At 45.3% G+C, this 15,523-nt stretch carries 10 protein-coding genes; 4 read left to right on the forward strand and 6 right to left on the reverse strand.

Annotation, left to right across the window (positions count from 1 at the left end):
• Positions 1 to 216 precede the first annotated feature (216 nt).
• Positions 217 to 1,092 (reverse strand): cation diffusion facilitator family transporter, encoded by an 876-nt coding sequence (locus tag GC097_RS02165; protein ID WP_171681695.1) that lies wholly within the window; start codon positions 1,090 to 1,092, stop codon positions 217 to 219.
• 360 nt (positions 1,093 to 1,452) lie between these two features.
• Positions 1,453 to 1,641, reverse strand: a complete 189-nt coding sequence (locus tag GC097_RS02170; RefSeq protein ID WP_171681696.1) for a hypothetical protein — start codon at positions 1,639 to 1,641, stop codon at positions 1,453 to 1,455.
• Positions 1,642 to 2,147: 506 nt separating this feature from the next.
• Here GC097_RS02170 and GC097_RS02175 point away from each other — a divergent pair.
• The 4 genes from GC097_RS02175 to gerPC all read left to right on the forward strand — a co-directional run bounded on the left by GC097_RS02175 (position 2,148) and on the right by gerPC (position 5,140).
• Positions 2,148 to 3,572 carry a DNA/RNA non-specific endonuclease gene (locus tag GC097_RS02175; RefSeq protein WP_171681697.1) on the forward strand — a complete coding sequence of 475 codons (1,425 nt, stop codon included), beginning with the start codon at positions 2,148 to 2,150 and terminating at the stop codon, positions 3,570 to 3,572.
• A 734-nt stretch (positions 3,573 to 4,306) separates the two neighbouring features.
• Positions 4,307 to 4,525: a spore germination protein gene (locus GC097_RS02180; protein ID WP_246293881.1), complete on the forward strand. Its 219-nt coding sequence runs from the start codon at positions 4,307 to 4,309 to the stop codon at positions 4,523 to 4,525.
• A gap of 13 nt (positions 4,526 to 4,538) precedes the next feature.
• Complete coding sequence (locus GC097_RS02185; protein ID WP_171681698.1) at positions 4,539 to 4,721, forward strand: hypothetical protein; 183 nt, start codon at positions 4,539 to 4,541, stop codon at positions 4,719 to 4,721.
• A 47-nt stretch (positions 4,722 to 4,768) separates the two neighbouring features.
• Positions 4,769 to 5,140: a spore germination protein GerPC gene (gene gerPC / locus GC097_RS02190; RefSeq protein WP_171681699.1), complete on the forward strand. Its 372-nt coding sequence runs from the start codon at positions 4,769 to 4,771 to the stop codon at positions 5,138 to 5,140.
• Between the two features lie 362 nt (positions 5,141 to 5,502).
• Here gerPC and GC097_RS02195 read toward each other — a convergent pair whose 3' ends face one another.
• The 4 genes from GC097_RS02195 to GC097_RS02210 all read right to left on the reverse strand — a co-directional run bounded on the left by GC097_RS02195 (position 5,503) and on the right by GC097_RS02210 (position 15,407).
• Entirely contained in the window at positions 5,503 to 6,714 is a 1,212-nt protein-coding gene (locus tag GC097_RS02195) for a macrolide family glycosyltransferase (RefSeq protein ID WP_171681700.1), read from the reverse strand.
• 211 nt (positions 6,715 to 6,925) lie between these two features.
• Entirely contained in the window at positions 6,926 to 8,521 is a 1,596-nt protein-coding gene (locus tag GC097_RS02200; protein WP_171681701.1) for a DUF5050 domain-containing protein, read from the reverse strand.
• A gap of 190 nt (positions 8,522 to 8,711) precedes the next feature.
• Positions 8,712 to 9,866, reverse strand: coding sequence for an AAA family ATPase (locus tag GC097_RS02205; protein ID WP_312875595.1), 1,155 nt, complete (start codon positions 9,864 to 9,866; stop codon positions 8,712 to 8,714).
• A gap of 156 nt (positions 9,867 to 10,022) precedes the next feature.
• On the reverse strand, positions 10,023 to 15,407 hold the full coding sequence (locus tag GC097_RS02210; RefSeq protein ID WP_171681702.1) for a glycoside hydrolase family 2 TIM barrel-domain containing protein: 5,385 nt from the start codon (positions 15,405 to 15,407) through the stop codon (positions 10,023 to 10,025).
• Between the last annotated feature and the right edge of the window lie 116 nt (positions 15,408 to 15,523).

The raw sequence follows: 15,523 nt of genomic DNA on the forward strand, positions 1-15,523 counted from the left end.
TAAATATTCTACTCACTTATAACTAATTATACCTGCGAATTCAACGATAAAAATGCGCAAAATCAAAAATTCGATTGATTATATCTCCAATTCACGCTTTTTTTGCGGTTATTGTTCATTCCAGCAGTCCGTTTTGCACGTGTTGCAAAAAACAAAAATGGGGCAAAAGACGACATCATCGTCCCTCCCCCAATACTTGTCGAATCGTACTCAAGATTATACACCCGGCTCATAATGAACATGAACTTCATATACATTGGATAATTTTTTCAACTCATCTTCAACCCTTGTCGCAATTTCGTGGGCTTTTTGAAATTCTAAATCAGACTGAATGAGCAAAATAACGTCGATTACCGCATTACTGCCATAATTTCTAGCTCTAATTTCCTTTACATCTTCTACGCCCTCAATACTCAATACAGTATCTTTATATAATTCTATTTTTTGTTCATCAAACCCGTCTGATAAATGATGTGAAGCTTCCCGGAAAATATCCCAAGCCGTTTTACAAATAATAAAACCTACTAGGATCGCAGTGAGCGGATCAAGCCAAGGCATATTTAATTGAGCGCCAATGATGCCAACTACGGTTCCAATACTCACCAGCGCATCCGCAATATTGTCTTTGGCGGCAGCCATGACAGCTTGGCTATTGATTTTGAGCGCAAGCTTTTTATTGTAACGATAAACAGCATACATCACGATTGCACAAAAAACTCCCGCCCAAGCCGATATAAGATCCGGTGCTTGCTCTCTACCATGAAACATAGAAATAGCAGCCTCAACTAGTACTTGTAGACCAACTGCCATCATGATAAAAGAAGCCGCAAGCGAGGCTATTGTCTCAGACTTCCAATGACCATAAGGATGATCTTTGTCAGCTGGTTTTTGGGCGATTTTCAATCCAACTAATACGGCAATAGAGGCCACGATATCTGTCGCATTGTTTAATCCATCGGCTTTTAATGCTTCTGAGCCAGCTGCATAGCCAATTATTAATTTAATAGATGATAAACAAATATAGGCGATTATACTAACGATTGCGCCGCGCTCACCCAACTTCAAATTATCAAATCTCTGCTGCTGATCCATTCTAATGCAATTCTCCTCTCAACCCCGTTTATGCTTTCTTATACTACAGCCGCTATTCATGTGGGTCTAGAGAAACGTTTTTTCACTTGGTTTAAATAATGAGCATGTGTAAAGACATTTGGGTCTATGAAAACTTGTTGCTCTAGGCAAAACAAAATCATCATGACGATCCTGGCAGAAATAACTAAAAAAGCTGTCCCATAAGTAGATTCTTGAGGATTGATTTACGAAGAAGGCGAGGACGGTGATCAGGGGCTGCCGGATCGCCAAGGCTAAAAAGCAGCAATAGAAGCAAAGAGCAAAGGAGTTAAGCAGATACAATCCGCTTAACTCCTTTGCTCTTTTTTCTTCGCATGTGCGTTATGGATTTCTAAGAAAACGGGTTCTATTGCTGTATTCTTCACCGCGTTTGAGGATGGAAGAAGGATGGGATTTCCGATCGCCAGCCACCATATTCAACATATCGTAGCTTTTCGCGGAGAAAACATCCCAAACTCTTGAAATATACATGTCCAAAGCAATAAATGCACCAAAGATAGCTGCAATCATTAGGCAAAAAAGAAACATAAGAAGCATCCTCCCTTTCCTGAAATGCCGAAGTTGTTTTGGTTATTTTTAAAAAATGTAGATAAAACCGACCCAAATACGTGAAAATAATTTCATTATATTAGGCACAAAATTTCACGCTACTAATTATTCACTTCAATAAAAAGTAAATGAAGAAATATGTCCCAAATATAGGCGGAATAAGGTTATACAAAGATTTTCGCAAGGAAATATTAACAAAAAAAATATTTTACATCGATTAAAATATCGTTTATATTGTGGAAGTAAAGCAAATGTCAACATGTACATTTACAAAGATTCACTTTTTCGCACTGTTGGTGGTTCGACTTGAAAGCGCTTTCCAAAAATACAGTGTAAATTTTGTATCTTGTAAATTGCATCTAGGGGGGATTCATAGCCACTATTTATGATCCGTATTTGATTAAAGGCTGGGTTCAAAGTAAGGAATGTTTTTGTTAGACAAATTTATTAAAGGGAGAATGGGATTAATGAACAAAAAAATTGCAATTTTGTTATCTGTGTGTTTTGCATTTTTCTGTGCTGCAGGAAATTTCTTCACCACGCCTGTACAAGCAGTTGCTACATCGCATGTTGTTATTAGTGAAGTTTATGGCGGTGGCGGCAACAGCGGTGCGTCGTACAAAAATGATTTTATTGAGATCTACAATCCTACGGATTCCAGTATAAATTTGTCTGGATGGTCTGTTCAGTACGCTTCCGGTACTGGCTCGTTTACTAATATCACCAATTTATCGGGCAGCATTGGCGCTCATAAATACTTTTTAATCGCTGAAGCAAGCGGTGGTAGTGGTACTGTTAACCTGCCGACTCCTGATATTACAGGCACGATTAACTTAAGCGCAACCGCCGGAAAAGTTGCATTGGCGAAAGTGACGACCTCGGTATCCGGATCAACGGATTCAAATGTTGTAGATTTTATTGGCTACGGTTCTGTAAATGACTCGGAAACTTCCCCAATTGGCACACTTTCCAATACGACGAGTGCAGCACGTAAAGATCTTAACGGCGGAACAACACAAGGCCAAGGCAGCGGTTGGGACACCAACAATAATGCAAACGACCTCTACATTACAAGCAGCATAAATCCTCAAAATTCCTCAAGCAGCGCGGAGCCGCCGTTATCAGCCCCACCAAGTGATGATGATAATATGGCATTAGGCAATCCAAGCGGTGCAACCAGCGTTATAACCAATTCCAATAATTATTTGATGATTAAAACGCAATATGCTTTTTCTTACAATAACAGCAAACACGAACCTAACTGGACCAGTTGGCATGTGGGAGCGTCTGATCTTGGCAGTGCTCCAAGGCAAGATGATTTCCGCGCAGACACAACATTGCCGTCAGGATGGTATCAGGTTACCGCGAATGAATTTTCGGGTTCAGGATTTGACAGAGGACATATGACCCCTTCTGCCGACCGTACATCTTCTGTTGCCAACAATTCAGCAACATTCCTAATGGATAATATGATTCCGCAAGCGCCTAATAACAACGAGATTACTTGGGCTAACTTGGAAAATTACTCACGCTCTCTTGTTACGGCTGGCAACGAGTTATTTATTATATCTGGAGGTTACGGAAGCGGTGGTACTGGATCCAATGGATACAAAACTACGGTAGGAAACGGTGTTGTTGTACCATCGAAGGTATGGAAGATCGTCGTAGTATTGCCTAACGGAAATAATGACATTAGCAGAATAACAACTTCAACCAGAGTAATATCTGTTATCATGCCAAATGATCAAACGGTTAATAGTCAGCCATGGGGCTACTACCGTGTAAGTGTAAAAGATATTGAAGCTTTGACTGGCTATGATTTCCTTTCTAACGTACCGACTAGCATCCAAAATGTCATTGAAGCCAAAGTTGATAATGGACCTACCAGTTAATATGAAAGTTGCCCTACTACATAGTTAAACTTTTAGATTCATAGATTGTCAAAAGGATCGGTGGAATAACTTCCATCGGTCCTTTTCCATTTTTGCATACAATAAAAATAATAGAGTCAACCCCAAAAGGTCATTGGGAACCTATCATAATCGGATGTCTGATGGAAGCAGTTCTAGTATGGGTGTACCTAAAAGGATTATCCTTTTCTAGAGGAAAAGATTTGGTCGACATCTTGCATGGAATGCTGGCGAGATGGGGTACAAGGCTGCTTCTCTTCTCTTCCCTTTCCTTCTATTTCTTATTTCTCATACAATCCTGCTCGTTCGTCACCAAATTTTCAAAATCAACATTATCGTGCTCGAACAAACGCCTTTGTGGGCAACATCGTTGATTTATACGATTATTAAAGGCAAATATTCTTGGAAACGGTCAACATTTCAGACCATGGATGACCGAACAACAGCTAAAAGATTGGAAAAACACCTGGTTTCCGCAGAGCGAACAACAAGTTAACATTAAAGTGAATGTGCGTGACAATATCGACTTCAAAGAGAAGATAAAATAGTCATCGATCCCGGATGCAAATATCCGGGAGCAATTCGAGACACAGATGCCCAGGCAAATGAATACACTACATCACGAAGAGTAAATGAAAGGGAGTGGGCATCGGATTTGGACGGAGATCGGGTCCAATTCGCAGCTTTGCGTTTACACTGCCCAAAGGATGAGCTTTATGCCAAACGTGTTTAACATCTTTAACATCAGGATCAACGAAGTTGCAACTGGCGGAGTCGTCAATTTCGGTGACAACCTGCTGCGCGGAAATGCGGCAAATTCCAAAGCAGTCGGCGGCAACACAGTCATCGGGGACGCCACATCTTCCGTGAATACGGACCGAAACAGCGTTCTGGATCCGGATATCATCGATCAAGGAAACAGCAACCTCGTATAGGAGAGCGTTAGCGATGAACTTTTATATTAACCAGATTAAAATCAACTCCATCGCCAACCTGGGTTCTCTCAATATCGGCTGCAACATTTTGTCGGACAACAAGGCGACGGAGATTGCGGAAGGCGTTCATGAGAAGACGACCCCCGTGGTTCCGGAAGAAGAGTTCATACCGCCCCCACACCCTGTAGTCCAATAAGTCGGGGCTGTTAAGTTAAATCCTTGCAACCTGAAGGAGGCGGCATTATGTATGATGCAAATGCTTATATGCACTCCTGGATATGTCGTTTCGAGCAAAGGATCGCCATGCTGGAGTCTAAGCAATACGAGCTGGAGGCGGAAAATCAACGCCTGAAAGATCAGCTGGATAAACAGCTCAAAGAGAAGCTGAACGATCAGACGGCCAACCAGAAGCAAACACCGCCTCCGAATATAACGTACAAAATTCAGGAACTGCATGTAAACGAACTGAAAGGTACACTGAACATCGGTCTGACCTCCACTGCCTCCCCCGAACAATTGCACAGCATGATCGAGAAGATGAAAACCGATCAGGGGCATACTGCTGAAAACATATTTTTTTCACAGGATACGGAAGCCCCTGACAAGCAAGTGTGAACGTCAATTTGCCCCGACCTGACGGCAGGAGCAGATGCGCAGTTTTTGTCTATGCTAACGGACTGAGAGGACCTTATTCGATGGAATAGAAGTTCTTCGAACATGCAACGGACATCAGCGCTGTTACTTGCCCACTTGGAGACTGATTTCTCCACGAAATTGGCAAATAAGTCCTCTGATGTCCGTCAGGAGAGAGATACGACGCTTTTCGCGAATATAACGGCCGCTGTGTCTGGCGTGATGAGAAATAGGACTCCTTTACCGAATCGGGGATATATTCAAAAAACACGATTTCATGAAACGGTCGGAACCCACTATCCATTTTCACCCCATGCTTAAATGTATGGGTTTTATTTATTTATTTATTTATTTATGCCGGCAGCTTTCTTAAATTCGAAGATCTCATCAACGGCTTGATGATACCCACCTGATTTTTGAAGGGATTCCCTGATATTGGAAACGGCAATCTGATAAGATGAATGGCTTAACACGTGATCTACGGGATCACGCAGTTGATTGGCGGTCAAGCTCTGCATTTGGAGTGTTAGGCCTGCTCCGAGACTGGCAACTTGCCCGGCAATGACCGGCTGATCCGCGCTTTGCGGAATTACAAGCAGCGGAACCCCGTAATAGAGACCTTCATGAACACTGTTCATGCCACCATGTGTAATAAATAATTTTGCGCATTGCAGAATATCCGTTTGTGGAACATAATTTTTTACGATAAAGTTTTTAGGAATTTCGCCTAAATCAGCAATATGGGTTCTATTCCCCACCGACATGACAATCGTATGATCCGTGTCCCCCAATGCCTCCAAACAAAGCTTATAGAAATCAATGGCTTGGTTAAAGACTGTACCTAGTGAAATGTAAATTGGTTTTTTCCCATTCATTGCCGCCGTATAGTCAAAATTATCTTGCGTTAATCGCGGAGTGATGGACGGACCTACAAATTTATACGTTTGGTCGAAGGCTTCCCCATAAGGTTGAAACTCCCTTGTTGTATAAACGATTGTAAGCGGTGCAGGATTACAAAACACTTCATATGGAGAAAGGATCTCCGCATCGTATTTTTCCTTCACCATTTCTGTCAGGCTTTGAAATTTATCGATTACAGGTTTACCTATTTCAATAGGGACTGTTTCAGAAAATTGTTCCAGCATGGCATCTACCGATACTTTGGTCTGCGCAAAAGAAGTACAAGAGTTGATTGCGGGAAGCTTAAGCATTTGAGCAATCAAACGTCCACAACCAAACATGGAGTCATGGATGACGTAATCAAAATGCTCATCTTTGATCTGTTCAAGAACGCTAGGAATGACGATATCTGCCGTTAGCAAAAGACCGTTGATTCTCTGGAGCAAATAATCTCTTCCACCTGAGATAAAGGCTTTAATAAACTTTTGATCGTCAAATGTTCGGACTGAAGCCCCCGTCTTCTCCAATCGCTCCCTAAAAGCCTCTATAGAAAAGTACACGACCTCTTCTCCACGCGAAACAAGCTCTTGCACCACTCCAATCGTTGGATTGATATGCCCCTCTGATCCGCCATTAATGAATAAAACACGTGCCATTTCTACCGCTCCTTTCGTTACTCGTGGGTACTATCATTCACAAATAATAATCTTAGCACACATCCCTGGCATGATAAAATTTGTATTGCATGAAAAAACCAGGGGTCGTATTGTGTTTTTTTCTAATTTTAGAAAAAGGTTAACCTGAAAAGAAAAGCTGAATGGCAAGTTATCTTGACATCCAGCTTTTTATATTTCTCGTTACATACGATTATTTGTCCGTTAAAGATATTGTCTGTATGCCATTTCCGCCAGAAGCAGCAACGAGAATCCCGTCGTCGGACGTGAGGATACGCGCGACAGGTTCCGCCACTTTTAGCAGCAGCCGGCCTGAACCGTCCAGCACTACGACGCCATAGTCCTCGTTTTCGCCAAGGCGGCAGACGAGTTTTTTATTTAACACCTGCACTTCAGCGACTGGCGTTGTCCATACGCGCGGGTCTTCTCCTTTCGGATCTGCTTGGTACAGATCGAAATGGTTTGTTTCGTTCTTGGATGTGTAATATGCATGACTGTCGATGCTGCCAAACCATGACACCGCATGGTCGGAAAGTTTCATTTCGCCAGTCCCGTCCAGTGTGGAGGAATATAATGCGTTGTCTTCGTCTTTTACATAGTATAGCTTGTTATCAATAACCCGGAACCCGCTGACGCTCGAGTTGACGATTTTATCGGTTTTATTTGTTTTCAGGCTGATTTTGTAAATATGATTGGCGTCAGAGCTGCTGCGTGAAGCAAGCACGAACACATCGTCTCCCCTAACGGCGAGGGAAGTAGCCGTGTCATTTCGTACTCCTGACGAGGTAACGTTGAACGTAACAGCGTACTTTAGATCAGGGTCGCCTATACTCTTGCCGTTCGTACCATCGTGACCTGAGGGCGACAAATACAGGTTGCCGCCTTCGAACGCCGAAGCGCCTAGAGAGATGATTAATGTTCCGTACGGCGTATCGCGGAAATCGAGATACCCTTGATGCAACAGCTCTGCTTTCCCGTCATCACCGATTTGCACGAACTCATCGTGACCCATAATGCCTCCCCCGAGGTGATAAGTAAACCACAATGTGTTGCCACGGATTTGAAAGGTTAACTGCTTTTGCAACCCTTCTGAGGTTTTGATGTTATACGCGTAAATTTCTTCCTTGTCAGACGGCTTCTGCACGGGAGCCCGATAAACGTGGTTCGTCGTTTCCGTCGTTTGGACAAAATAATAGTACCCCTTGAAAAGGGCCACATCATTCTCACCAGCATATGCAGGAAGGCCGACCGATTGCATCTGTGGGTTATGGGACTGAATGGACAGGCCGTCCGCCGGATCCCATTTGTAATCCCAGCTAAACTGATCATGCGCAAACCTCCAAGTAAGGGGGAAATACGTCACGTCCCGGAAGCTGAGGAGCGGGTACTCCTCCTTGGCGTTGTCGATGGTCTGACCGTTCACGGTAATAGCCGACGCAGGCACCTCCGCGCGGTAAGATGCCGCATTGCGGTGATCCGACTTGTAAGCGGCATAGTCCGACGCTACCAGCCCCTGAGAAATCCGCAGCCCCTCCTGCTTGGCCCAACTGGCTTCCAGCCCCAGCAGACGAGAGTCGTACCAGGTCATTGGGAAGTACGTAATGTCCTTAAACACCAACAAAGGGTACTCGCGATAAGCGTTTTCCACCAAATGTCCATTCAGCTTCACCTTAAATTCTGGAATCACTACCCTCACATCCGAAGCATTGGCGTGCGCCTGCCCGGCCTGGGCCAGCATTGCCAAACTTAGCGGCCCGATTAGTGCAAATACAGCCCATTTCTTCTTCAATACCGCTCCACCTCCGTCACATCAGTATTACAAATATTGGACGGTTTTGGAGCGGGAAAGTTGCAGCACCCCATTGGCAAAAGATGTCCCCAATAAAAGAAACAACAGCAGCCTTGGACACTAAAAGTCCCAGACTGCTGCTTTATATGAGCTATCGTTTTCAATCGTATATGCACCCGAATTTCTCTTGTTACTTGCTGCTATGAGCAACCAGTTCATTCAATGCTAGCTGTATTTGCACTTGAAGTTTCTCTACCACCGAAAAATTCGTCGCTGCTACATAGAAGGACTTAATTTGAGAATCAATGGCCTCAGCCAACGCCAAGTGGGAAGTGGCCTCCTTCATTTTAGCCGAATAACGTTCTTTAATAGCGGCTATTTCGGTTGCATATGCTTCATCTGTACCGGGGGCCATTGTGAGCGTATACATATCCAAAATTTCATCCCCTTCTCGATCAGGGAAGTATTCGTGAGGGGCGGTGCTGTCAAAGATGGCGGTGCTTAGTTTTGGGAAAATCAACATATCAAGGCTGTTTGGATCGAATCCGCAATGAAATATTTGAACTTCGATTCCATTCTTTTCGGCAGCGGAGGCGAGCTTTTTTAGCAATGTCGACTTGCCGGATCCTGGTCTGCCTTTGATGAAAATCCGCCGCTCCAACTGAGCTGTCAATCTTTGAATAAAATCGTAAGCCCCCCGCGGTGTCGCAGCTCCAAAAAACAAATGACGCCCAATTGTTTGTGTATCGTTTTCACGATCAGCGCAAAATTGTTGAATCAAATCCTGCGTAATCTCGTCTGCCTTGATGAAGTCCATGCTCTCGATATAATATTTTTCCCACTCGTCATGAATCCGCAACGCGGTTAAGAACGTTTCATAGGCATTTGAATAGGCATCTTCAAGCTTGCCGCTAAGGTCTTCAATTTTAAATTGATGTTCTGGAAAAATAAGGCGGTTGTCAAGGGCCTCACAGAAATCGATAAAGATGATTTCACCATTCTCGTTCTCCGGAATTCCGTCGCTGACTCGCCCATCAACAACACCAACCTTCAATTCCGTTGAGATGATACCATCCAGTTCATCAGGACGAAGCGGCGAGTGAAAGCATTGTACATGATGGCCTTTTTCCATCAGACTATCCGCCAAGCTGCGAATAACCGTTGATTTTCCCGTACCAGGGGGACCCATAAGAACAAATAACTTTTTCAGCCCTTGAAAGGCGGAACTGTACAAGAAATGGGCTCCGTGAGCGGTGTTGCCGCGGGCAAAGTAATGAGATGCTTGTTCTATCAACCTGAAACACTCCTTTGTGCCTATTCTTAACGCAAAATTCACGGATTCCACGAAGTTGGTTAGAATAAGCAGATGTGGGATAAATGCCTATGCTTCTGTATATTCCAGGTTGTGATTAAAGGTGTTATTTCCGGCAAAATAGCGTTCTCCTACCTCCAATATAGAAAAGGAACCCGGCAACCGAAGTTGCGGATCCCTTTTTTACAACTACTCCATGATTTTTCTTGCCATGTAGGCCAGATCTAAGATATCGATTTTGCCGTCCGGTACGAGATCTGCATACTTGTAGAGATCCCAATCCGGATCAGCGGACGTTTTGCCGTATGCTTTGGCAACCATAGCCAGGTCACCGATTGAGAATTTGCCGTCACCGTTTATATCGCCTGGAAGGCTCGTATTGACGGACGCTTCGAAAACTCGGACTGCCGCCGTCAAGTCATTCGATGCCTGATCCACTTGCGACTGGTTAGCATTCGCATCGTTCGCGACAGCACTTGCCTTCTGAATCGCAGCAAGGAACGCCTCTTTCGCTGCAGCTGGATATTGTCCGTTGCCACTTCCCACGACAGCCGCATCGTATTTGGTTTGTGCGCCAGCAATCGCTGTGATTAAACCATCTTTGTGAATCTGTTCAATTTGAACTCTATACTGGTTACCAATAACGTTCGCTTCTGCTCCTTTATTGTCGGCAATGACCAAGGCGCTTACAGAAATATCCGTGTATGTTGCTTGCGTAACCGTTTGATCTTTAGCTGTGAACGCTAGTTTGAGCAAATCCTCGCCAGATGGAATGCTGGTGCCAAGGGCTGCCGCCAACACTCTGAGTTTGCCCGGCTCTAGCTCCTTTTTCGCAACGATGTCTACATGATCTAGCTTGGAGGCAACATCATCGAGAATAACCTGCTGCGGATTGTAATTGACGGTAAAGTCAAGCGCATACACGTTTTGTGTGACATTGTCCAATCGCAAAGCAAGGTCAAACGGCTGGTTAGCTTTTACCGAGCTTGCACCGCTAAGAACAGCAAAAGGGTCTTTGCCTGGAATGAGCTTGGCATCTGCCCAGTCTCCATGATCCTCAGCGTTACCGTCGCCATTATCGCCTACGACCAACTTCAGTTCTTTTACGCCTTTAACATCCAGGTTAATCGCTTTGGAAACCGTCGTAGCTCTCATCAAACCGCTATCGAAAGCCTTGACGCCATCCAGGAACACCTGGAACACAATCGTGTTGTTCACTCCTGTGCCGCTGACCTCTTGGTCAACGCCAACGACCGCTGAGAAGGTTTCATAATTTTTACCTGCCAGGTTATAAATGATTTCGGAATTCGCGTGCGTGCCGATACCCTTTGCATAGGTGACTGTTCCTGACGGACCTCTCAAACGAATCGGATTGCCGTCGATGCTCAAATCCTTCTTGATCGAGGACCAACCGACAGTTGCGCTTACCCAATCCATGTTGCTCAAATAATGATCGACCACATTGAATTGAATCTCATATGTCTTGGTGATAAGACCGTCTGCAGAGGATACCGTAATGACGGTTTTACCGTTTACATCTGCAGCAGGAGTCACCTGCACTTTTACCGTGCTGTTGGATGCTTGCACGTCAACCGTCGGCACTTTGTTATTGCCGCGCAAAACATTGTACGTGTAACTTGTTTTCTCCGGATCGAATCCGTCCAACGCTTTGCCATTTACTTGGATGGATTTCACCAGATTGATCGTCGTCACGGTTTTGCTCAGCTTCATCAAATCCGTCGTATGAGCGGCAATCGGTCTGAGCGTATAACTGTAACTATAGTCCTTATCCGACAGCAGCATATAAGGCGCATGAGGCTTAGCTCCCCAACTGTCGTCACCGCCTACGCCCATTTGCTTGTAGTTGACGCGAAGCGTGATGTCATCGCGGTGAGTCGCTTGATACGGATGTGCCGGTCCATCCAAATCATCCGGCGTGTAGTGAAGCGCGTTAGCCTCAATGACCGGAGCTCCGATTGCCATCAGACCCGATCCATCGTCGTTCGTCAGCGTTACCCAACGCACATCGGTTTTATTGCCCGTTTCCGAAGGCTTGATGTAAGGGAAAAACTGCGCTTCCACAGTGCTGCTATACATCCCGACATCGGAACCGGAATTTCTGTCCTGATAGTTTTCATTTGGTCCGCGGCCATACCAGGTAATATGCTCAAATTCTTGCGGAATCGTCAGCATATTTCCGATCTCAGGAATTTCCGGAAGCGATTTGGCGCCAGGCTTCAAATAGTTGGACACCGTGATGTCGCCGTTGCCGAAGATGGTATAGGACGTTTTATAGGAGGAAACCGTCGTCGTCGGCAGCGTTCCTTCCACGTCGATGCGTACAATTTTGTCTCCGATTGGGGTGACAGTTGCTTTGGTTACGCTTCTGTTTTTACCGGCATTTTTCCAAGTTGCGGTTCTGGCAGGCTCGCCATTGCCTTTGTCGTTATCCGTCGGCGCTCTCCAGAAGTTAGGTGTCGGACCTTGTTTAATCAAGTCTTTGCCCTGATACTTGAACGTATCGATCGTACCTGTTGATTTGTTGAAATTGATCTGCATATCGGTCGTATTAATCGTTACTTGCGTTCCCTGATCCTGCACATCCAACGCCGGCAATGTAGAAAGATCGACGGACGGTTGATTAGGAGCATTCAGCGCAAGGCTTAGCTGCTGACTCGCGACTTCGTGACCTTTCTTCGCCCACAGCGTATCCGACTTCAATTTGAAGCTGAAATTCAGCCAGTATTCAATGCCAGGCTGAGCTGTAGGTAGCGTGTAAGGAACCGTGATTTGTTTCGTCGTCAAAGCCGGTATATCCAAATTGTCCAAAGTGCCCTGCTGAATGACCTTGTTATCCGCTCTTAATTCCCAACTTGCATCGTAAGCGTTGACATTGGTGAACAGGAATTCATTTCGTACATCGACTTTGCCTTTCGCAAGATCTGCGGCATTCACAATAATGTTTTGATAAACATGCTTCACTTCGGTAAGCTCCGGCTTCGGCGTGCGGTCTGCCAAGATCAGACCATTGGCCATAAAGTTGTTATCATTCGGACTATCCCCGAAGTCTCCGCCGTAGCCTAAGAATTCGTGCTGCTCAAGAGGGCTTGATTGAGCGTTCTCTTTATTGAAATCCTGCCACAAGACAGCGGATGCATCCGCGGTGCGCGTATCATCGTTAAGTTCTGTCAACGATAAGGCACGGTTGTAAACGCGGACTTTATCGAAGCTCATTTTGGAAGTGCGGCCTTTCTCCTTGTCTGTGCCGATGGTAAGCGGGAAGTTGTTGGAACCGAAGCTGCCTGTGAAAGCTTTCGTTGCCACGACAGTGCCGTCCACATAAAGCCTCAAGTTCGTTCCGTCATAGGTGCCGGCAACATGATGCCAGTTATTCACCCAGTTCGCGGGCAAATTTGCGCTGGCTGATGTCCAGGTGCCACTTTTATAAACGAATAATTCCAATTTGGTTGTACCAGCCATTTTCAAAGCGAACTGCGTATCCCCTTTGGCAATGATCGGACTGTCCGAAATATTGGATAACGGTTTAACCCAGGCTTCCAACGTGAACGGTCCGGTGATATTGTATTTCGCATCGTTCGGCATCGTCACGGTAGCACTTCCTACATCCTTCGGCTGAAGAACGCCGTTTACCGCACCATCATTGTCAATAATGGTTCCTGTGTAATCAGCTTTATAAGTTTCGCCCGCGTCAGTCAAATACAATTTCTCGGCCGGCGATTTCATGCGTACCGCTTGATCGGCCCAATCCCAAATGAATCCGCCCTGGAGATTCGGATACTTTTTGATCATATCCCAGTATTCCTGCAAATTGCCGGTACTGTTACCCATAGCGTGGGCATACTCACACATGATATACGGTCTTGGGTCGCTGCTCTTGGCATACGTTTCCAAAGTCGAGACAGCCGGATACATGTTGCTGACCATATCCGTTACGGTCTTATCGTTGTACCCCTCGTAATGAATCGGACGGGTAGGATCGAGACTGCGGATATAATCGGATTCCGCTTTAAAATCGCTGCCGGAGCCCGCTTCATTGCCTAATGACCAGATGATGACGGAAGGATGGTTTTTATCCCTTTGGACCATGCTGTTAGCGCGATCCTTTATGTTTTCCACCCATTCAGGCTTGTTGGTCGGAACTGTGCTTCTGACGCCATGCGTTTCCAAATTGACCTCATCGAGCACATAGAGACCGTATTTGTTCGCCAGATCGTACCAGAACGGATGGCTCGGATAGTGAGAGGTACGAATCGCATTCATATTGTATTGTTTCATTAATTCGATATCTTCGATCATCTGATCCAGATTGGTCGATTTCCCCGTATCAGGGTTCGTATCGTGACGGTTTACACCTTTAATCATAATTGGCTTGCCATTGAGAATCATTTGCTGCTTGCCGCTGCCATCGGACATCGTCTTGAGTTCAAATTCCCGGAAACCGACGCGTGTACCCGCCGTTTCGATTAATTTGCCGGAAGGATCTTTCAAGCTCAAGACAAGCGTATACAGGTTCGGATCTTCTGCCGACCATTTCTTAGGATTGGCAACTAGTTTGGAAGAGTTGACCTGAACCTCAGAGTTGCCGCCAAACGCTGTTTCCATTTTGACAGGTTCAGTAAATACCGGCTGCTCGTTGGCGTCATATAGCATCGCCTCTACCGTATGATTGGCCGGCGTAGTGCCGTTGATATAATTTTTGACGTTTACTTTCAGATTTAGCGCAGCATCCTGATAGGAAGCATCCAAATCCGTAACGACGCTGAAATCCCGCATATGAACCGAAGGCGTGCTGAAAAGAAACACATCCCGCTGAATGCCGCTTAACCGCAGGGAATCCTGGTCTTCGAGCCAGCTGCCGTCCGACCACCGATAAACTTCGACAGCAAGCGTATTCTCGCCGGCCTTCAGATACGGGGTAATGTTAAAGTCTTTGGGTGAATAGCTATCTTCGCTGTATCCGACTTTTTGGCCGTTAATCCAGACGTAGAATGCGCTTTCAACACCTTGAAAGGAAATGAACGTTTGCCTCCCAGACCAATTGTCCGGAATCGTAAATGTGCGCTTATACGATCCTACTGGATTATATTCCGTAGGAGCGACAGGCGGCTGAACATTGGTGGAGTTGCCATTGCCCCAGAACGGATACGTAATATTCGTATAAATGGGGAAATCATAGCCTTGGAGCTGCCATTCGCCAGGTACTTTAATCTGATTCCATGAACTTGTATCATAGCTATCCTTGTAGAAATCTAAGGGACGGGCATCAGGATTCTTCGCGAAGTTAAATTTCCATTGGCCGTTGAGAGATTGGTAATATGGGGACAGATGGTCTGTCATTGCAGATATCATATCCGCTCCGTGCAACGCAGAAGGCACATCGCCATACGGGATAAACGAGGCATGTGCAGGCTCACGGTTCACTTGGAAAATATCCGGATTGTTATTCCATTCCGGATAACCGTTTGCAGGGGCAGCAGATGCGCCTATAGCGCTAAAGCTGTTGACCGCCAAAAGGAGCATAAGCGTCAACGATATTTTCTTTTTCCACTTCATAGATGTCCTCCAAATCGATTTCATTAGAATATAGCCGTCTCATCGAGGGAATAACTTATGTTGTCTAAGCGGTTGACGGCGCTTACAAAAAAAGAATTTCGAAACGAAATGTATCA

It is taken from the genome of Paenibacillus planticolens, from assembly GCF_013141725.1.
In the GTDB taxonomy this organism is placed as follows: domain Bacteria; phylum Bacillota; class Bacilli; order Paenibacillales; family NBRC-103111; genus Paenibacillus_E; species Paenibacillus_E planticolens.

Bases quoted from the DNA above. Each gene is read 5' to 3' on its own strand.
- GC097_RS02165 (WP_171681695.1), bottom strand. From the start codon at position 1,092: ATGGATCAGCAGCAGAGATTTGATAATTTGAAGTTGGGTGAGCGCGGC.
- GC097_RS02170 (WP_171681696.1), bottom strand. From the start codon at position 1,641: ATGATTGCAGCTATCTTTGGTGCATTTATTGCTTTGGACATGTATATT.
- GC097_RS02175 (WP_171681697.1), top strand. From the start codon at position 2,148: ATGAACAAAAAAATTGCAATTTTGTTATCTGTGTGTTTTGCATTTTTC.
- GC097_RS02180 (WP_246293881.1), top strand. From the start codon at position 4,307: ATGCCAAACGTGTTTAACATCTTTAACATCAGGATCAACGAAGTTGCA.
- GC097_RS02185 (WP_171681698.1), top strand. From the start codon at position 4,539: ATGAACTTTTATATTAACCAGATTAAAATCAACTCCATCGCCAACCTG.
- gerPC (WP_171681699.1), top strand. From the start codon at position 4,769: ATGTATGATGCAAATGCTTATATGCACTCCTGGATATGTCGTTTCGAG.
- GC097_RS02195 (WP_171681700.1), bottom strand. From the start codon at position 6,714: ATGGCACGTGTTTTATTCATTAATGGCGGATCAGAGGGGCATATCAAT.
- GC097_RS02210 (WP_171681702.1), bottom strand. From the start codon at position 15,407: ATGAAGTGGAAAAAGAAAATATCGTTGACGCTTATGCTCCTTTTGGCG.